We start from the raw sequence: 18,176 nt of genomic DNA on the forward strand, positions 1-18,176 counted from the left end.
TTTCTGTATTCAATGTGAATTTCCAGGGGAAACATCTTCTCCAGTAACAGCCCATAAATTTTCTAATATATTTACTAAATACCATCTCATACCCCTTCACAAATGCCTTTCAATAAATGACTTAAGCTCTTCAGCCGAGGCTTCATCCGTGATCAAAGAATAGTAAGGAGTCCATTCATACAATTTTTTGTGTCTGGTTTTAATATATAGCTGCGTATTCAGATTCCAGAACCGCATTTTTTGTTTCATCTCCACAAGCAGAAGGAGGGGAATTATTGAGACCAGTAGCAGAAGTGGCTTCCATTCTCCCTCTGCAACAGCGATGTAAACAAAGAATCCACAGAGGGCAATTCCTCCAATTACTAGAAGCAGGGACATTTTCTTTGAACGCTTTTCAAGCCTGCATAACTTCATGCTTTCAATCTCTTCAAAAGGAATCTCAAATTTCTTCAGTCTGAAGGCATGCATGTGTACCCCGAATCTGTCTACCAGAACTGCTGCCTCGAGAGTTTTGAGATATAGAAAGTAGTAAAAGATGTTAAGCAGGAAGAGACCTGCAAGGAAGAGTGAAATGTCTTCCGGATATCTCAGAAGCAGGCTGATACATATATAAAAAAGTACAAAAACCAGAGTTGTATTTGCAGGAAAAATTATATTTGACGTTCGGAACTCCGGGATATTTCCTGTTTTTCCGGAGATCTGGGCTGTATTTATAAAGTTACAAGGCTGTTCCGTTTGCAATGTCATTTTCCTGCAAGCCGGGCACCAGCCCATCAGTTTTTGGATCTGATCAAAAACAAAAGTTTTAACGGGCATTTATTTTCTCTCCCGAATGATATACGAATTTTTCCACTTTCCATACTTTTTATCAAAATAGATCGTTTTGTGATTCTTCCTTTCCCAGTATAGTATCTGAAGATAGCCAAGCCACATGAAGGCGAGTCCGCCTGCAAAGAAAGAAAGGGTTCCTTTCATGAGAAAATTTCTTTCCAAATCTCCTGCAAAAATCCAGTAAAAAAGTGTGGCATAGAAGATCAGAGTTATTATTCGAAAAAGTTTTTTATACAGGTTTTTCTTGTTGGAATCATCAAGAACGAGTTTTTGTGCGAGAGTATCGTACCTTTGCATCTGCTTCTTCCAGCCAAAAATGAAAAAAGTTAAGGAAATGAAAAATCCAGCGAGTAAAGTCACTACATTTACGCCCAATTGGATCATTACCAGGAGATATGTAAGTGTAAGAAAAGAATCAACTAAGAGAATTCTGCTACTCGACTTCCGGAACCATCCTGTATTTTTCAGACCTCCGTTTTCTCCCCCTGCTCTTTCCGGAACATCAGAATCAAAATTCTCACAGCTAACATTTCGTCTGGCTTCAGATGCTCTGGCATTCGGGCACCAGCCCATAAGTTTTTTAATGTATTCAATATTCAGGTTCACAGTTCCCTCTCCTTTTCTCCAAGTGCATACATCTTCTGGAATCCCTTCTCACTTTTTATATAAATTTTCATATGGTTTTCCTTCTCCCAGTAAATTAGCTGAAGATAACTTCCCCACATCAGTATCCAAGCCCCTGCAATAAAAGAATACATTGACTGAGCGTTAGGAAAATGGAGCATATGAGATAAATGAGACAGTAAAACCATAAACAAAATTAAGCCCAAAATTATGACTGAGAGAACCCAGATGAATGTTTTTTTAAAGGAAGAGACAACAGCAGGTTTTTTTGTCAGAGCATCGTACTTATTCATCTGCTTTTTCCAGCCGAGCAAATAGGTAAGTAAAGAAAGTGAAAGGCCCAGAAGGAAAGCCTCTGAGTTTATACCCTTTTGAGATAACAAAATTATGAGATAAAAAGTAAAGAATAGTGTTGGTAGAAGAATTCTGACATCATACCTGGAAAAGAGCCTGGAGAATCGGCTGAGAACTTCAGGCCCACCGGCTTTTTCTCCTCCAGACTGATCATATGCTTCAAAATTAGCGGGACCAGTCCGGGAGTCCAATCCGGTGGTTTTTGCATAGGGACACCAGCCCACCAATTTTTTTATGTATCTGGCTTCCCGGATCATAGTTCTCCCCCCTTTTCCTCAAGGACATACAGCTTTTGCTGTGCATTTTCTCTTTTTATATATATTTTCATATGGTTCTTCCTCTCCCAGTAAATTAGCTGGAAATAGAAACCCCATATTAAAATCAGAGTTCCCAAAACAAAAGAGTTCAGTGTCTGATCGTTAAGAAGATAAAAATAAGGTGAGATATAAGGCAAGAAAACCAGAAGCAAAGTAATACCCAAGAATAGAAATAAGACGACACAAGCTAATGTCTTTCTAAAGGAAGGAGAAATAACAGGTTTTTCTTTCACGGCATTGTATTGATGCATCTGCTTTTTCCAGCCAAGCAAGTAGATCGGTAAAGAAAGTGAAAGGCCAAGAAGGAAAGCTTCCGTATTTATATCTTTTTGGAATAGGTTTATATAAATAGGAGTAAAGAAAAATGGAAACAGGAAGAGCTGGATATCAAGTCTGGAATGCTTGTCTGAAGCCTTCGAAACGTTTGATTTTTCTTTTCCCGATTGGTCATATGCTTCAAAATTAGAAAAGCTATTTTGATTTACGGCTTCAAGTTTTTTTGCGTTCGGGCACCATCCCATCAGTTTTTTGATCTGATCAAAAACAAAAATTTTAACGGGCATTTATTTTTCCCCCTGAATAATGTATGATTTCTTCCATGTCCCGTAACTTTTGTTGAAATAGATTGTTTTATGGTTCTTTTTTTCCCAGTATATTAGCTGTAAATAGCTAAGCCACATTCCTACAATTAAACCACCCGCAAATGAAAATATTGCCTGTAGTGAAGGTTCATATCCTTTAATATAAAGAAGATATATCAAAATCAAAAATAAGTATCCAAGTATGTAATACATTATTTTCTTATCTGAATAGTCAACTACCGGACATTTCACCAGAGCATCATATCTTCGCATTTGTTTTTTCCAGTCAAATATAACTATAAACAGGACAATGAAAAGTCCGACAAGTAAATGGATGAAATTTACACCCAGAGTTAGATTTATTCCCAGTTGATTGATTACAAGAAAATAAGCAAATGTGAAGAATGTGTTAATTAAAAGGGTTTGGATACGCGTTTTTCGGAACCATTCAGGGGGTTTCAGATCTTCGTTTTCTCCCTTTTCTCTGTCAGGAACATTGGAATCAAAGCTCTCAATGTTAAAATGTCGTCTTGCTTCATTTGTTTTTGTGTTAGGGCACCATCCCATCAGTTTTTTAATGTATTCAGTATTAAGGTTCACAGTTTCCCCTCCTTTTCCCCAATAGCATATATCTTTTCGAGGCTATTTTCAAATATTATATAAATTTTCATATGATTTTTCTTCTCCCAGTATACATCCGTAAGGTAATACAGAAAGGCTGTCAAACAAGTGCCAAGTATAAATGCCATAACTGCCATGTTGAATGAACCGAAGTAAAGAAGAAATACCAGAGGAGCTGAATTAAAATTAAAGTAGTACAGCAAAGCTATCAAACAAAAAGCAGAGATTAAAAATAAAACGAATCCCCAGTTAAATTCTGAAAATAAGAGATACAGTGACCCCAGGGATAGTATTAGATTTATAACTCTCCATTTCGACGATACAGTTATAATTTTTATTTTTCTGCTTGAGTTCTTTATGTCGTCCAGATAACTCCAGTTCCAGATACAAAAGAGCAGGTTACAAATAATTCCGAAAATTAACCCGTGTATAAAAGCTTCATTTTTGAGAGATTCTCCCTGGAATGCAACCCAATATATGGAAAAGATTGTGAGCACGGAGGAAAATATTAATGACCTGTTACGGCGTTTGTTCCACCAGCCAGAAGGTAAAATAGGAGTATTTCCGGCATCTCTTCCCCTGGATTGGTTATCAGCTTCCAAATATTCAGGGCAGATGGAATGCCTGGTTTCAAGTGTTTTTGTATTCGGACACCATCCCATCAGTTTCCTTATACTCTTTGTGAATACATCCATCGTTTACCCAATCCCCAATTTTTACCTGCCTTAAGTCAGGCCTTTTCCACCAATTCTTTCAATTTTCCAAACAATTCATCCGCAATCTTTGTGGGATCTTCCGAACTCTTAAGTTTGAGCTGCATTTCTTCTGCAAAGTCCCAAAGGAGTTCGATACATTCCCTGTATCGATCACAGGAACCGCATTCTCCTTCGTGTTCATACCAGACCTGTAACCCGTGTTTTGCCGAGACAAAGATTATTGCGCTGGTTTTGAAAGGGATCGATCTGCCGAATAGAATTCCTTTCTTTGGGTCCAGCTTTTCTACTTCTATCCTGTTTGCCCTGGCCATCTCAAGTAGAGTTTCTTCAATGCGCTTATCCATACTGAGGAGTGCTCTTGAGATTGCCTGCCTTGAGATCCCGAACTGCTTTGCAATATTGATGTTCGGGAGCCCGTTTCGGCGCAGGACCCAGAATTCAAACTGTTTTTCACCTTCCGGAAGGAACATAAGTAAACATCTCTATGTTGACTATTTATAGCTTTCTACCTCCTTGACTTTTTGAGCTTTTTCTTTGAAGATTTTTTTCTCTCTGGTAGAAAATTTGTAGTATTTTACATGATTGTTTGATGATCTGGCCATAAAATATATATTGGAAAAGACTATACTTGATTTTAAAGTAAGATTATTAATCGGATAATATATAAATATATGATATATTTAGGTGCAAAATATACAATCTTGGAATTAAATGAGGCATTCTATATGGAAAGAAGACAATTCTGAATGGAAATTTAGAAATTATGTTTCTTTCTGAAGACTTCAGAAAACTGGTGCAGGCTCTCTCCAGTGCGACTTCAATACAAATCCTCCAGCTTCTGAAAACCGAACATGTCAACAGGTGAAATTGCAGAAAAGCTCAGTCTGGGCTTGAATACTTTTGAATATAATCTGAATCCCCTCTTAAGTTGACTTGATAAGGGTTTCAGAGACAAATGGGGTCAGAGACCGGAAAAAAAGACCTGCGAGGCAGTTGAAATATAATAGTCCCTGTCCCTGTTTACAGAGATGTCCTCAGGGTATCAGTTATTGATAAGTTTCTTTGAATGGAGGAAGAAGATTTCTATATAAATAACATTTATGATTTTTCTTTTGATTCAAATTTGATATGAGACTGAACAATAAGGCTGAATTTTATGAGAAGCTTTCGAAGAAGTCTAATGCTCTGGATTTCCCTTATGGTACTGATACTTGTATCGCTGTTTGTAGTTGTTCCCTATATCCTGGTCGGGCCTCCTACTCCTCTTTTCTACGTCCGAAACCACGATGTCGGAGTTCACGAGCTCAGAGTAGAAGTCTGCGACTTAAAAAATAATTCCATACTCGATAAAACATACGAACTTTCAGCAGGAGAGGAAATCTATTATGCCAAACCTTTCAGGTTCCTTGTTCCAGAGTTTGAAGGTGAGGGTTATACATTCGAATTTACACTTGATAACAGTTTTAAGGAAACACATAGTACGAACATTCAGCCCTGGAACACAGTTCACGTAGAACTATACTCTGATTATGAGGAAGGTCAACCTCTTCTAGTAGGAGAAATGACCGTCTAAGGTCCATTTCAGGTTTGTTTCAGCAAATATAAGCATGTTTTTAAGGACTCTCCAACGCCCGAAAAAATTCAGATGAATAAAGGAATAAAACTTTGATAGAAAAAATACGGATAGAAAAACAGTGAATAAAATACGGATAGAAAAACAGTGAATAAAATATGGATAGAAAAACAGTGAAAAAAATATGAATAGAAAAACAGTAAAAAAATGTGCAAAAAAACATTGATAAAATTGTGTAAAAAATAGTGATAAAGTTAAGAAAAAATGCTGACCTGAATAATTTCAGAGGTCAGCCTGCTTACAATTAATTATTTTTAAATCCGGCCTTTACAGCCCGAGCACATCATCCATGGAATAAATTCCCGGTTCCTGTCCGCAGATCCATTCGGCTGCACGGACTGCGCCTTTGGCAAAGATCTGGCGGGAGTGAGCCATATGATGAATCTCTACCCTTTCGGAATTTCCTACGAAGAGGACGGTGTGGTCTCCGGTGATATCTCCGCCGCGCACTGCGTGGATGCCTATTTCTTTTCCGCGGGGAGCGATTCCTTCTCTTCCGTATACGTACTCTTTGCCGCCCAGAGCCTCGCTAATTACATCAGCTGCGCGAAGAGCGGTCCCGCTTGGGGCATCTTTCTTCTGGTTGTGGTGAGCTTCGATGATTTCAATATCGTAATCTGCAAGATACTTTGCAGCTTCCCTGACTATCTTGAAAAAGACGTTAACGCCTACGGAATAGTTTGGGGATATGACTGCACGTACCTGGTTTTTCCGGATAGCTTCCTCAATTACTGCTCGCTGTTCCGAAGTAATGCCGGTTGTCCCTATTATAAGGTTTACACCGCATCCTGCTGCGATCGGAGCGTTTACAATAGTTGCGCCTGCTGCAGTAAAATCTATAAGTACATCAGCCTGGGTCTTTTTCAGGACTGTCTCCAGGTCTTTGACATCTGAAATCTGGATTCCCAGGTTTCCTACATGAGCAAATTCCCCTGCATCCTTTCCTATATTCCCTATGTCAAATGCAGCTACAAGCTGCATATCCGTGGAACAGGTGATGTTTTCTATAATTAAGGAGCCCATCCTGCCACAAGCTCCGAGTACTGCTGCATTGATCATTCCATTACCCCCAGTTTTCTGAGTTCGTTGGCAAGCTTTGCCTGGTTGGCATCGCTGATGGGAGCCAGTGGAAGCCTCAGGTGTCCGCTTGCAAGCCCGACAAGTTCTGCAGCTTTCTTCACAGGAATCGGGTTTGTCTCAAGGAAAAGGGCACGGATCAGCGGGGCTATCTCGAAATGCAGCTTTCTTGCAGTTTCGTAATCTCCTTTGAGGGCTGCATTTACCATTCCTGACATTTTATCAGGCACAATGTTTGCAGCAACTGAAATGACTCCTCTGCCTCCCATTGAAATGATCGGAAGAGTTAGCCCGTCCTCGCCTGAGAGAACTACAAAGTCGTCATCCATAGTGTTCTCAAGGATCTGAGAAACTTTTGCTGCGTTCCCGCTGGCTTCCTTGATACCCACGATGTTTTCTACCTTTGCAAGCTCGACAATCACGTCTACAGGCATATCCTGCCCTGTCTTGGAAGGGACATTGTAGAGGATCATGGGGATATCTACTGCCTCTGCAATCTTCTTAAAATGGGCAAGAAGACCTGCAGGATTTGGCTTATTATAATAAGGAGAAATAAGAAGTACACCGTCAACACCCGCATCTGCGGCGTGTTTTGTGAACTGGAGTGCTTCACCCGTATTGTTTGAACCTGTTCCTGCAATTACAGGAACTTTTGAGCACTCAACTGCAATGTCTATTACTTCTTCATGCTCTGCTGCAGAAAGGGTTGCCGATTCTCCGGTTGTGCCACAGGGCACTATTCCTGAAACCCCTCCCTCTTCAACAAACGCTATGTTCCTCTGTAAGCCTTCCCTGTCAATCCTGTCATCTTTCGTAAAAGGAGTGATCAGGGCAGGCATTGCTCCTTCAAACATATAGATATCCCTGCCTGTTTCCCGGAAATTAGTTCTTTATCTATCCAGTACGATCAGTAGACTTTCATACGTGCAACTTTTCTTGTGACGTAGCCTGCAACCCTGTTTCTTATTATTTTGCTCTCAATGGTTGTATACTTTGTCACAAGAGCTTTGTTAGTCTCAAAGTCCTTTGTAAAAACTTCTCCGTAATTTTCAATCAGGCTGAATGCAGTTCTTTTGATGTTTGTCTCTCTTATATTTCCCATCGTATCTCCTCTTGGATTTTTGTTTTTTATTCCAGTTATTCAAGTTTTTGTGGTTTTTCCAACCATTTTCCATATGATTCTGATTAATGTGAAGCCGGAAAAAGAAGCAGTTCCATAATATGGGTTTCTTCTATCTCCTATTAATGGTTTAGCGGAAACTGAATACAAAAATTTGACTATACTGATTTTGTCGACTAATAGGTAACTTGAGATTTATAAGTTTTGGGGTGAAAAAAATATTTTTGGGAAGGCTCCTGCCTTTTCTCCAGATATTTTTTTCTCTTTTTATCCATCTTAACCTTTCTTTCTTCGGTACTGGCTGCTTCATTTTATCTTTATTTTATCTTTATTTTCTATCAGGAGCTGCCTTCTGACCATTTTTCCTTAACCTATTAGCCCTCCTGTAATCAGTTTTCCCAAGAAAACGGTCAAGAGTTCCGGCATTTGTGAAAACAGGCTCTCTTACTCCTTTACGGTTGATATAAAGTCCTAATAATACAATAAGCAGACCAATTTCTGGTTTTGCTTCAATGCTAATCGCCCCTATAAGAATCAGGGAAGAAGCTGCAAGCCCTTTCAGGGCACCTTTCCTGTAAGAAATATAGCCTGTCCTTTTAAAAATCCGGATATCCCGGATTGTCAGGAATAAGACTACAAAATAGGCAAGCATTGCAATTTCCAGGTACATTCTTTTCTCCAATTTTTGGTTTTGCATTTCCTGCTACTTTAAATGCCTATTTTCCAGAATATTTCTCTATAATCGGATAAATCAGGATAACAGGTTTAAAGAGCAGGTGCAGGGTTGGGATTATTATATGATTTCTTGATACGCAATATAGCTGTGATATTGCATGCGAATAATTGTGGTACTGGCGAATGTATTGCCGGATATTGCCAGCGAGTATTATTCTCAGCGTATGAATTAAGTATGAATTAATAGTGAACAGGAATGCATATATATAATATTTAATTTTCGGATAATATTTTTAAAATCAGGTATCCCAGATAATATATAAAACCAGCAGGTCTGGTTTTTCTATTACTCCTCTTTTCATCAAAAAGACGATAAACTGTGTTTTTTAACCCCGAGAAAAGTTCTAAAATCTTTTATTACCGGTTCTAAAAGATCTGGTTTTATCTGGAAAATTTCACAGCATTCCAGGATCAAGAATCCCGCTGAGGAGCAGAATCCCGAGGAAAACCGGCTGGTGAATAAAGTATATTGATAGGGAATGTTTTCCGATCCAGGAAAAGGGCTTCTGAAGCAGGAACTTGTCGGCGTCAGGCACTTTAAACTGCCTGCTCCCGTTTTTATACAGGGAGTTCCCAAGGAAAATCCCTGTGAGGAGTACTCCAAACCAGGGAAATACAGGGAAATAATCCAGGGTTACAAAACCTTCGGGCCTTAAGCCCAGCCAGAGAAGAGCGGAAAAACCGAAAGTCCTGTCTTTGAGATAGAACCCTGCAAGAACAAAAAGCAGACCGAAGAACAGGTTTTCTTTTCCGTACTTCAAAAAAGGGTAGGCAAGCACCGCCGATAGTCCGAAAAAATGCAGGATCCCAAACAGAATATACTGCCCTGGGAAAAAAATCCAGGTAATTACTGTGATTACAAGTCCCATCGAAAATAGCCTTAACCCTCTTTCAAGGTATCTGGTAAAATTCTCAGCAGGCTTTCCTGAAGACCTGCTCCGGAGAGCTCTTGACCGGCTTATGGAAAGGGCAGTTCCCGATATCAGGATGAAAAGAAAAGCTGCACCTCTTCCTGTATAAAAAAAAGTACCGGACCTTAATTCTATATCGGCAAGCCCAAAAAAATCCAGGTCGTAAAGAAAGTGATATGCGAGCATCAATATTATGGCTAAGCCCCGCAGACAATCAATTTCCCAGAAGCGGCCTGAACGCTTTTCCATAGATCTTTCTCCAAACTGCCTGAATCCTGTTAATAAAACATTTTGCTTTCCTTTAAAGAAAGCAGTGTTTTATATAATCTGCGGGGCACAGGGGCAGCAGGGGATAAAAATATTTTTACTTTTTTCTTTTAATTACCTGTAAACATCCGAATCCTGCCAGGGCTCCGGCAAGCAGATAAAAGAAATTGGAGGCCTGGTTGTTGTAATGTCCCTGATTTTTTTGCTCTTTTTCAAGCCCTTTTGAAGGGACTTCTCCTGCAATTGCAGCCTCAGAATTATCTTCGTCCCATGAACTTTCAGCCAGGTAAATGCTGCGTTTTTCCTCATTTTCCACGTTCACAGGTTCAGAGGTTTTTTCTTTTGCATCAAGTATGATTTCCCTTTCCGAATTTCCCACTCTGACCTCAAGCTTGCCTGAAGGAACCGACTCCGTTCTGTATATATAATTGAATTTTCCGTCTTTTCCAGCTTTCAATTTCTGGACTGATGTAACCTTCAGGTTAACACCCGAGGCTCCTTCTTCTGCCGCGCCTTCTACCCTTATCTTATACTTTCCAGGAGATACCCCGGAAAAGGACACGGTAGCGGTCCCATCTTCCGCCCGGGTAGCTTCTGTTTTTGAGAGAACCATTTTCATTTTTACTTTAAGGCTCTCTACTCCTTCTGTCCTTATAGTTAAGAGATTATTAAAATTGAGAACCTCGATGTTTTCTAACTCGTAAGTGTACTCTCCAAGGTAAACTGGAATTGTCTTTTCAAAAGAAATTGAAACTCCCACCTCTTCTTCAGGTGAGGCAAGTCCGCTGATTATTATTGTATCCCCTTTCTCCGGGTTTTCAGGGGTTACTCCCCACTCTACTATCTCAGCATTTGCAGAATGAGTCAGACACCCGAAAAAGAGAGAAAGTGTGATTAATAAGCAGAAAAGGAGCTTTAATCCAGTCCTGTTCAATTTGAGCAGCTCGGATCCCATAAATTCCCTCCCCGGTTTAACCTTCGCCAGTTTGTTTAATTTGTATAATCTGCTCAGCACGGCTTTTTTTATTTTCTCAACCGGCTTCTATTTTTATACCAGACCCAGTCCCGGACCCAGGTGCGGAATTATCCCGAATAAGAATATATTTATGAAACCGTGAATCATTACAACGAGAGGAAGGCTTTTCGTTCTGTAAAAGAAATACCCGAGAATACCTCCTGCAAGAAAAGTATATACTATTTCGTAAAAAGTACCATAACTCGAGTGCATTACCCCAAACAGAAGACTTGCAAGCAGGACTCCTCCTGCAGGTCCTAAAAACTCTTCCAGCCTTGTCTGGATAATTCCCCTGAAAATGAGTTCTTCAATCAGGCCTACTATAAAAATCATTATAATTGTAAGTTGAAGAAGGTTAAAAAATGAAAGGTCCGGGATAAGCGGTCTTGTCTGTACGATCAAATACTCCGCCTCTGCAAAAATCAAACCTGCGAGCAGAGAAAAAGGCAGATAAAGCCCCATTTTCCTGAGCAAATCCATTTTTCCTTCTTTTGGAATTTCCTGATACACAGATACAATTGTTATAGGGATTGTCATGGGCAAATACATGAATACGAATGAGTAAATATTGGCTTCAAAGAATATAGGCATTGAAAGGTTTACCAGCCGAAGAACTGGCAGGAGTATTAATGCCTGGTAAACCTTGCGTGTCTCCAGTTTTTTTGAGGCTATTATTGAAAGTGAAAGGATGATAAGAAGCAGTGTATAGGTGGCAGCGGCTTCTTTTATTCTTCCGGTAAATATCAGCAACTCGGCAAAGGCGATAGCAATAACAGGAGCTCCTGCAGAAAATATCTTTTGTAAATATCCGGTTTTTTCACTGGTCTGTATTTTGAACATTTTCCCAAACTCCGGCAAAGAGATCTGCCCTGCCTCACGTTCAGAAGAAGGATAGTCTGAAGACGCCATCTTCAGGTCTCCTTTGTGACATTTATCCAGAGGTGCGTATTCCTGTAAGGTATACTCTTTTCGGTTTCGTTAAAAAGCAGAAACTCCAGTTTCATGTTATTCCCCTCAACAGACGGGGTAAAAGTGACTGGCTCTTCCAATGATTCGTTGTGTCCAAGGCTGATGTATTTCTGGTCTTCTGGAAGGGGCAGGGAGTGATTTTCGAGCCTGACTTCCATTGTATAATCCACGTTTCTGTGCTCATGGTTCTTTACCCCTACAATAACCGTTCCGCTGTTTCCCTGTGTGTATTCTGTCGGGTAGTTCTCAGCCACCCTATCAGGACCCAGGATGTAAAATTCAGTGAATGGCTCTTCTCCTCTGGGATTTCCTATGACATACGCAAGGCTGCCAAGGGAAGCCAGTATGGAAATTATCAGCAAGGCTGCAAAGGCTTTGCTGGTCCCGTATCCGATCTCTTCAAGGATTTCTGTTTTCAGTGTGGAGGTAAAAGTTTCACCTGTAATATTGAAAGCTTCAGTTTCAGGTAACCTGGATCTTCTATAGTATGCTGCCCCACAGCTGAGAAGAGTAAAAGCTGAAAGTCCTGCGAGTACAGGAATTTCCCTGATCCCCCAGGAAGTATAGTTCATTCCAAATCCCATAAGCGGGGTTATTGCGATACTTAACCCTAAAGAGAGAAGTGCTCTTTCAATTCCTTCCAGATCCTTTTTTGCAGGCAAAAGAGCTGCGGTCAGTGCATATCCCGGCAGGAATAGAACCAGAAGGAGTCCGAGGACTGTGCGCAGAAAGCTTCCGCTGAGTGGGGGCACAAGTACAAAGATATCAGTAAGGACCACAAGAGCTGCTACAATCAGCAGATCAAGAGAAAATTGTCTGTTCCCGGTCATTTTTATCACTGTGGAAATATTTAGTAATCTCTCTTCCTACAATTTATACTTATGTAAGCTTTCTGGCGACATCCTCTTTTTCAAAATCTTTTTGTATTTATTTATACACTCCTCTTCTACTTATTATATCTTTTCTGAATTTTTTACCTTACCAACAAAGTCCAGATTCAGATATTGCTGCAGAAGATTGGAGAATTTAAAAAGGAAATTTCAAGGTGCGGTTACACGCAATTCTTTACTTAAAATTCTAACTAAGTTTCAACTCGAAATTGTAGTTTAGAAAGTTATCCCGCCCCGATAGCTATACAGCAAAAACCTTAATAAACTTATGAGGTCCTAAAAGCTTTTATAGTTCTGGAACCCTGATTCCCAATTTTTTAATTCCCCTGTACCCATAAGGCTTCTTTCTATGAAAAATTTTCCCCTCTGAAGGAACTTCCTTCTGATTACTATCCGTTTTTTCTATTTCTATTAATATTTTTTAATTCTATTTTTCAGGCCTGCATAGAAAATTTTATTTTATACTTTTCCCTTTTCTCGAAGCATGAAAGTGCTGATTACAGGAGGAGCAGGTTTCATAGGCTCCCATATAGCTGAGTATTTTGCAGAAGCAGGCCATAGTGTAAGAATTCTTGACAATTTCGCTACCGGTTTTTCTAAAAATATCCCTCAGCACAAAAATGTCGAATTTATTCAGGGGGATATATGTGATCCTTCTTCGGTCGAAAAGGCTATCTCAGGTATGGACTGCGTTTTTAATGAAGCTGCCCTTGTATCAGTGCCGCTTAGCTGTGAAAAACCAGTCGAGGCTTTTCGGATAAATACTTTGGGAACGCTTAATGTATTGCAGGCATGCGTGAGGGAAGGAGTCGAAAAGTTTGTAACAGCATCTTCAGCTGCAGTTTACGGGAACAATCCTGTCCTCCCTAAAAGTGAAGGCATGTATCCGGAGCCAGCTTCACCTTACGCGATCTCCAAACTTGACGGGGAATTCCTGGCAAAGATGTTTTACGAAGAACATGGGCTCAGGACTACCTGTTTACGTTACTTTAATGTCTATGGGCCTCGCCAGGACCCAAAGTCTCCATATGCAGCTGTAATCCCCATTTTCCTTGAAAAGGCAAAAGCAGGAAAAGACCTTGTTATTCATGGCGACGGACTTCAGAGCAGGGATTTTGTACATGTCAGGGATGTTGTCAGGGCAAATGTAGCAGCTCTTGAAAATGGAGACGGCCAGGTATTCAATGTGGCTATGGGGAAAAGTGTAACAGTCCTGGAGCTGGCCGAGAAGATTGTTGAACTTACCGGCTCCTCAAGCAGGATCGTACATGTCGGGTCAAGGGCAGGAGATGTTCGGGACTCAAGGGCAGATGTCTCAAAAATTTCAGGCTGGTGGAAAGGCGAGATCGAACTGGAAGAAGGATTAAAAAGCCTTATTTAAATGTAAAAGGCAGGTTTTTAATAGAAATGCTGTTAGCTGGCTAATTTAAAAAATAGAATTAAACAGGAGATATTATCTCCTGCTCACGTTTTCTTTTCAGAATTTTCGTCTTCACTCTTCTCAGCTGTTCTTTTCTTTATAATTGCTCCTATTGCAATAATCACAAGGGCCCCCAACAAGAAGCTGGCAATTTTCAATCCTGAATTCCCGTCTTCCACAGGAGACGTATCAGATCCCATGGCTATTTCTGAATTGCCCTGCTGTTTTTCGTCAGAAATTGAATGGTCTTCATCTCCTCCTGTTTTTTCTTCAATCAGGAGGATGTTCTTGCTCGCTACAATTGCAAAGGGAGAGAAACTCGTTGTTTCGGCTTCGAAATAAATATATTCGTCATCTTCGCCTGTTTTTTCCGTTTTAAGAGGGTTCCACTGGTCTTCGGTGTAATGCTGAAGGACTATTGTATCCGTATCAATGTGGTTTTCATCTATCCATTCTTTGCTCACCTTGAAACCCACTATAGCATCCTTTATATTTTTCGAGCTCGATAACTTCCCGTCTCCTACCTGGATATTGATATATTTGTAAACTTCCCCTTCAGGTTCCTCAGTAACTTTTGAGGACTTTCCTTTCAATTCCTCAACAAAAGCCGTTATTCTGCCTGCTGTCTTCCGGGAGTAAAACTCAATATAACCTACAGGAGTGGCTGCATTTTTGAAATAGAACTTTACCTTTTTGCCATTTGACACAAACTGCTGGCAGGAATCTTTCTTTTTGATATTTTTCTCAGGCTCGGTAAAGTCTTCTTTATCTTTCTTATCATCACTCTTTGAGCTTCCTTTTGGTTTAATTTCTACTTCCGTTTGATTAAGGCCTACAAGTCCTTTTTCAGGGCTGTATGCGCCCACAAGGAGGTAATAACATCCTACAGGCAGATCAAATGCGGTAAGCGACAGTTTATCCTGGCCGACTTCTCCTATTGCTATCGCACCTTTTCCTTCTCCTATAAGGGTCTGAATTTCTGTCTGGAGCTCATTCTTTGTCAATTTTGACCTGTAATTTGAGGAGTTGATATCAAATTCTTCAATAAGGTCCACTTCATTAACTATGACTGAAGTTCCGGCTTTCGTGCCATTTGAGTTTATTTCTATGTTTGCTTTATATGCCTGCTCTTTTATGAGCACAGCCGCGTATGTGCAATCATTCCCGGCAGCTCCTTCCAGTGACATGCTTATGTCAAGGTCTTTTCCTTTTACTATACTGGAAGGGGACGAAATACACAGTTTATGTTCTGTAACTACAAAGGCTGTTGAAGAAAGGACTGTCAGACTTCTATCCTGATTCTGCTGGACCATAACTATGCAGTACTGTCCTGCATCAAGAAGTCCCAGGTTATAGTCTGATATATCCCCGCATTCGTCAAGTTTAATAGAGTATTTTTTGTATTCTTCACCCGCGCTTTCTTCGAAAAGAGTATTTAAGTTCCTGATATCTCCTGCCAGGAAAGAATCAAGAAGCTCGTGTGCACAACCTGAAGTTAATTTGATCAGGTAAATATCCACTGTTTCGTTTTCAAGAGCTGGCTCTCCGTAGAAAGACATCTCCACTTTTTCAGTCGGGAGAAAAATCGGATGAGTGGTATAGGACCTGGTTGAAGGGTATGTTATGGTATAACTTTCTTCTTCACATTTGTTCAGAGCCCCTTTTGCTCCTCCATATTCCATGTGTTTAGGACCGTTATATGTGAGTTTCATCGGTGTAGGAAGTTGAATCCTTGTGCCTTCATTCGGGCACCCCATTACAATCCAGTTCCCTTCTGCCGGGTCACTGGTGTGGTCCAGAAAATAGACCACTTTATCAGTAAAATTCAAATTAGCAATTGTCTCTGTCTCTTCACAGCATGCCACTGTCGGCGCTGAGGATGCCATTACCGGCGTTGAGGTTAAGACGAGTATTGCCAGTATAAGTATTAATTGACTTTTTCTCAATTACATGCCTCCATTTTCCCCATTGAATTTCTGGTTAATCAGCTCAGGATAGCAAATCTTTTCATTCAATCCGGCTGAAGTATTCATCCCTTTTATTTTCTCTTTGAATACAGAATAAGAATTAATAATGCTGCTACCATACCTCCCAGCATGTAAACCGTATCCACGGGAAGTCCTGATTTTTCAACAGGCTGAGGTTTCACAGGCTGAGACTCATGAACTTCTTCATGTTCTACGTTTCCACTGCCCTGATCCGAGTTCAAGACTGCTTCAGTATTATTTTCCATTTTTTCCCGGATTTCCGATGAATTCTCTTCCGTGACAGTTTCTATTTCCTCTAATGGATAGGCAGGTGTTATAGCTGAGGTTTTTCCCTTGAGGGTTACTTTTCGAGTAGTGCCTCCAACACTTATCTTAAAGTCTCCCGGGGGGACTGCTTTTGTATTATAAGAATAACTGAAGTCCCCGTCTGAATCTGCTTTTATCCTCTGAACAGCAGTAATTTTCAGGTTCACTGTTGAATCTCCATTTTTAGCGTCTCCATCCATTTTTATCTGATAGGTTCCTGGAGGGACACTTGACTGCGTTACAGTTGCGACGCTACCGGAAGCGTCTGAGCTTTTGGTTATCCAGATTAGCATTTTTACTCTGACATTGAGGTTTCTGGCATCACTTGCCTGTACTGTAAAGCGGTTATTGAACCCATCCGGAATTTTGACGTCTTCGAGTATGTACTCGTACTCCCCTCCGGATGCCTGAACATCCTTTTCAAAGCTTACCTGTATTTCAACCTCCTCTTCCGGAGAAGCGCTTCCCTTGATTCTAAGGGTGTCTCCAAGAGTGGGGTTCTCGGGGGATATTTCCCAGCTGTTAACTGCGGCAGCTGCAGGTAAAATTGTCAGTAGAGCCAGAATCAAAACTGAAAAAGAGACAGTTATAAAGAGATGTTCTTTTAGCCTTTTATGGGGATGAGCTGATTTTATCACGGGAACTACTCCTTTAAAATTCGGATATGCTTTTTATTTTTATTATGTGCGTACTTAAATTTTTTGAAATATTTTACAAAAGTAAACATTTATAATAATGCTAAAGATCGATATTTTGCAAACATTTTCTGTAATAATCTATTAATTTTTTGTAAATAGTAATCCGGGCCCTCTGCAAATTAAATATAAAATTTTATATTTTGTCCTGTTTTTTAAGGTATACCCTGATTTTTTTCAAACTCATCAATTTTTTAATCTGTATCACCTGTTATTTTCTGCTTTTACTTTCTATTATTTTTTAGTACATGAATTAGTAATGTTATTTGATGTTTATATTCTTTTCTCGCATTTTCTTACATTGACTTATATAATATTTTTAACAAAAATTTTTGCGTTTGATACTGACATCCTTATTTAGTCCCGATTTTTTTGATCTATTCTTGATTTCTATTATATTTTTGCTTTATGTTTCATGCCAGAAATGAACTTTGTATTATATGTTAATCGTTTAACTTCTTAAGAAACTTTTTTATACTTTGCAATCATCGTATACGAATAATTTCACAAAATCTTGTGTGAAACTAATCAATTATTTATGGGAGGTATACTTATGCTGTTAAGCATAATTTCATCAAGTGCTATTTCCTCGAGTGCAATTTCCTCAAGTGCAATCTCTATGGTTACAAGTCCCGGGATCCCTCAATATGGTGCTGCGGTGGTTGTAGGGCTCATAAGCCTTCTTTCTTTGAAGGAGATCCTTTCAGCATCCGAGCACTGGAACAGATCACTGGACAGTTCTTTTAATATGACAATTCTGCCTTTGCTGTTCAGCTTTGCTGCAATTGTCGTTTACAAAGTAACCGGAGTAATTTAAATTCCGCATTTCCGGAATCATTCTCTTTTTTGCCGCATCAGACAGGTTTCGTGCAACTTTGCACTATTATTTTTTTAATACTTTCTGATTTATTTCAGTCACTTTTTAGCTATTTTTAAATTTTCGCGTCTTTCTGTCATTATTTTTTCTGTGTATCAAAATAAGAAAAGACCGTTTAACATTAAAGCTGAACAGAATAAATAAACTGTAAAGAAAGTGACAACTCCAAGACAAACCAACATTTTAATTAATAATTAAAAGTAAAGGGCAAATAAGAGGAAAAATAACT

General features: G+C 39.7%; 20 protein-coding genes. 3 read left to right on the forward strand and 17 right to left on the reverse strand.

Annotated elements, in window-relative coordinates; genetic code table 11:
* Positions 1-96 precede the first annotated feature (96 nt).
* Genes MSMAS_RS00550 through MSMAS_RS00580 form a run of 7 tightly spaced genes read right to left on the reverse strand, consistent with a single transcriptional unit; the run spans position 97 to position 4,514 of the window.
* A complete protein-coding gene (locus tag MSMAS_RS00550; protein WP_011033159.1) occupies positions 97-816 on the reverse strand; it encodes a DUF1673 family protein in 720 nt (239 codons plus the stop codon).
* The gene (locus MSMAS_RS00555) at positions 817-1,437 is read right to left on the reverse strand and encodes a DUF1673 domain-containing protein (RefSeq protein ID WP_011033158.1); all 621 of its coding nucleotides are present in this window, start codon (positions 1,435-1,437) and stop codon (positions 817-819) included.
* A complete protein-coding gene (locus MSMAS_RS00560; protein ID WP_011033157.1) occupies positions 1,434-2,066 on the reverse strand; it encodes a DUF1673 family protein in 633 nt (210 codons plus the stop codon). Before MSMAS_RS00560 ends, MSMAS_RS00555 begins: the two co-directional genes overlap by 4 nt.
* A complete protein-coding gene (locus tag MSMAS_RS00565; RefSeq protein WP_011033156.1) occupies positions 2,063-2,689 on the reverse strand; it encodes a DUF1673 domain-containing protein in 627 nt (208 codons plus the stop codon). The genes MSMAS_RS00560 and MSMAS_RS00565 overlap by 4 nt, the downstream gene beginning before the upstream one ends.
* Entirely contained in the window at positions 2,690-3,307 is a 618-nt protein-coding gene (locus MSMAS_RS00570) for a DUF1673 domain-containing protein (protein ID WP_011033155.1), read from the reverse strand.
* On the reverse strand, positions 3,304-4,023 hold the full coding sequence (locus MSMAS_RS00575) for a DUF1673 domain-containing protein (RefSeq protein WP_011033154.1): 720 nt from the start codon (positions 4,021-4,023) through the stop codon (positions 3,304-3,306). Before MSMAS_RS00575 ends, MSMAS_RS00570 begins: the two co-directional genes overlap by 4 nt.
* A 35-nt stretch (positions 4,024-4,058) precedes the next feature.
* Positions 4,059-4,514, reverse strand: coding sequence for a hypothetical protein (locus MSMAS_RS00580; protein WP_011033153.1), 456 nt, complete (start codon positions 4,512-4,514; stop codon positions 4,059-4,061).
* 710 nt (positions 4,515-5,224) lie between these two features.
* Between MSMAS_RS00580 and MSMAS_RS00585 the strand changes: the two genes are divergently transcribed.
* Positions 5,225-5,617, forward strand: coding sequence for a hypothetical protein (locus MSMAS_RS00585; protein WP_152688653.1), 393 nt, complete (start codon positions 5,225-5,227; stop codon positions 5,615-5,617).
* Between the two features lie 327 nt (positions 5,618-5,944).
* Here the strand turns inward: MSMAS_RS00585 and dapB are convergent, their stop codons facing one another.
* The 8 genes from dapB to MSMAS_RS00625 all read right to left on the reverse strand — a co-directional run bounded on the left by dapB (position 5,945) and on the right by MSMAS_RS00625 (position 12,601).
* Positions 5,945-6,736 (reverse strand): 4-hydroxy-tetrahydrodipicolinate reductase, encoded by a 792-nt coding sequence (dapB, locus tag MSMAS_RS00590; protein ID WP_011033151.1) that lies wholly within the window; start codon positions 6,734-6,736, stop codon positions 5,945-5,947.
* Entirely contained in the window at positions 6,733-7,608 is an 876-nt protein-coding gene (dapA, locus tag MSMAS_RS00595; protein WP_048046258.1) for a 4-hydroxy-tetrahydrodipicolinate synthase, read from the reverse strand. Before dapA ends, dapB begins: the two co-directional genes overlap by 4 nt.
* A gap of 53 nt (positions 7,609-7,661) precedes the next feature.
* The gene (locus MSMAS_RS00600; protein ID WP_011033149.1) at positions 7,662-7,856 is read right to left on the reverse strand and encodes a 30S ribosomal protein S17e; all 195 of its coding nucleotides are present in this window, start codon (positions 7,854-7,856) and stop codon (positions 7,662-7,664) included.
* 346 nt (positions 7,857-8,202) lie between these two features.
* On the reverse strand, positions 8,203-8,544 hold the full coding sequence (locus tag MSMAS_RS00605; protein WP_011033148.1) for a hypothetical protein: 342 nt from the start codon (positions 8,542-8,544) through the stop codon (positions 8,203-8,205).
* A 460-nt stretch (positions 8,545-9,004) separates the two neighbouring features.
* Positions 9,005-9,769 carry a heparan-alpha-glucosaminide N-acetyltransferase gene (locus MSMAS_RS00610; RefSeq protein ID WP_011033146.1) on the reverse strand — a complete coding sequence of 255 codons (765 nt, stop codon included), beginning with the start codon at positions 9,767-9,769 and terminating at the stop codon, positions 9,005-9,007.
* A 115-nt stretch (positions 9,770-9,884) separates the two neighbouring features.
* A complete protein-coding gene (locus MSMAS_RS00615) occupies positions 9,885-10,742 on the reverse strand; it encodes a YbbR-like domain-containing protein (RefSeq protein WP_048046259.1) in 858 nt (285 codons plus the stop codon).
* A gap of 93 nt (positions 10,743-10,835) precedes the next feature.
* Complete coding sequence (locus MSMAS_RS00620; protein WP_011033144.1) at positions 10,836-11,711, reverse strand: CPBP family intramembrane glutamic endopeptidase; 876 nt, start codon at positions 11,709-11,711, stop codon at positions 10,836-10,838.
* A gap of 2 nt (positions 11,712-11,713) precedes the next feature.
* Entirely contained in the window at positions 11,714-12,601 is an 888-nt protein-coding gene (locus MSMAS_RS00625) for a DUF1616 domain-containing protein (protein WP_048039593.1), read from the reverse strand.
* A gap of 544 nt (positions 12,602-13,145) precedes the next feature.
* Between MSMAS_RS00625 and MSMAS_RS00630 the strand changes: the two genes are divergently transcribed.
* On the forward strand, positions 13,146-14,042 hold the full coding sequence (locus tag MSMAS_RS00630) for an SDR family NAD(P)-dependent oxidoreductase (protein WP_048039594.1): 897 nt from the start codon (positions 13,146-13,148) through the stop codon (positions 14,040-14,042).
* A gap of 83 nt (positions 14,043-14,125) precedes the next feature.
* On the opposite strand, the gene MSMAS_RS00635 is transcribed toward MSMAS_RS00630, so the two are convergent.
* Positions 14,126-16,027: a TIGR04279 domain-containing protein gene (locus MSMAS_RS00635; protein WP_052728049.1), complete on the reverse strand. Its 1,902-nt coding sequence runs from the start codon at positions 16,025-16,027 to the stop codon at positions 14,126-14,128.
* 92 nt (positions 16,028-16,119) lie between these two features.
* Positions 16,120-17,013: a hypothetical protein gene (locus MSMAS_RS00640; RefSeq protein ID WP_230633316.1), complete on the reverse strand. Its 894-nt coding sequence runs from the start codon at positions 17,011-17,013 to the stop codon at positions 16,120-16,122.
* A 610-nt stretch (positions 17,014-17,623) separates the two neighbouring features.
* Here MSMAS_RS00640 and MSMAS_RS00645 point away from each other — a divergent pair.
* Entirely contained in the window at positions 17,624-17,887 is a 264-nt protein-coding gene (locus tag MSMAS_RS00645) for a hypothetical protein (RefSeq protein WP_015411649.1), read from the forward strand.
* The last annotated feature ends 289 nt before the right edge of the window (positions 17,888-18,176 follow it).

Source organism: Methanosarcina mazei S-6 (genome assembly GCF_000970205.1).
In the GTDB taxonomy this organism is placed as follows: domain Archaea; phylum Halobacteriota; class Methanosarcinia; order Methanosarcinales; family Methanosarcinaceae; genus Methanosarcina; species Methanosarcina mazei.

Coding starts and splice junctions, on each gene's coding strand:
- MSMAS_RS00550 (WP_011033159.1), bottom strand. CDS start 816: ATGCCCGTTAAAACTTTTGTTTTTGATCAGATCCAAAAACTGATGGGC.
- MSMAS_RS00560 (WP_011033157.1), bottom strand. CDS start 2,066: ATGATCCGGGAAGCCAGATACATAAAAAAATTGGTGGGCTGGTGTCCC.
- MSMAS_RS00565 (WP_011033156.1), bottom strand. CDS start 2,689: ATGCCCGTTAAAATTTTTGTTTTTGATCAGATCAAAAAACTGATGGGA.
- MSMAS_RS00575 (WP_011033154.1), bottom strand. CDS start 4,023: ATGGATGTATTCACAAAGAGTATAAGGAAACTGATGGGATGGTGTCCG.
- MSMAS_RS00580 (WP_011033153.1), bottom strand. CDS start 4,514: ATGTTCCTTCCGGAAGGTGAAAAACAGTTTGAATTCTGGGTCCTGCGC.
- MSMAS_RS00585 (WP_152688653.1), top strand. CDS start 5,225: ATGCTCTGGATTTCCCTTATGGTACTGATACTTGTATCGCTGTTTGTA.
- dapB (WP_011033151.1), bottom strand. CDS start 6,736: ATGATCAATGCAGCAGTACTCGGAGCTTGTGGCAGGATGGGCTCCTTA.
- dapA (WP_048046258.1), bottom strand. CDS start 7,608: ATGTTTGAAGGAGCAATGCCTGCCCTGATCACTCCTTTTACGAAAGAT.
- MSMAS_RS00600 (WP_011033149.1), bottom strand. CDS start 7,856: ATGGGAAATATAAGAGAGACAAACATCAAAAGAACTGCATTCAGCCTG.
- MSMAS_RS00605 (WP_011033148.1), bottom strand. CDS start 8,544: ATGTACCTGGAAATTGCAATGCTTGCCTATTTTGTAGTCTTATTCCTG.
- MSMAS_RS00610 (WP_011033146.1), bottom strand. CDS start 9,769: ATGGAAAAGCGTTCAGGCCGCTTCTGGGAAATTGATTGTCTGCGGGGC.
- MSMAS_RS00615 (WP_048046259.1), bottom strand. CDS start 10,742: ATGGGATCCGAGCTGCTCAAATTGAACAGGACTGGATTAAAGCTCCTT.
- MSMAS_RS00620 (WP_011033144.1), bottom strand. CDS start 11,711: ATGGCGTCTTCAGACTATCCTTCTTCTGAACGTGAGGCAGGGCAGATC.
- MSMAS_RS00625 (WP_048039593.1), bottom strand. CDS start 12,601: ATGACCGGGAACAGACAATTTTCTCTTGATCTGCTGATTGTAGCAGCT.
- MSMAS_RS00630 (WP_048039594.1), top strand. CDS start 13,146: ATGAAAGTGCTGATTACAGGAGGAGCAGGTTTCATAGGCTCCCATATA.
- MSMAS_RS00645 (WP_015411649.1), top strand. CDS start 17,624: ATGCTGTTAAGCATAATTTCATCAAGTGCTATTTCCTCGAGTGCAATT.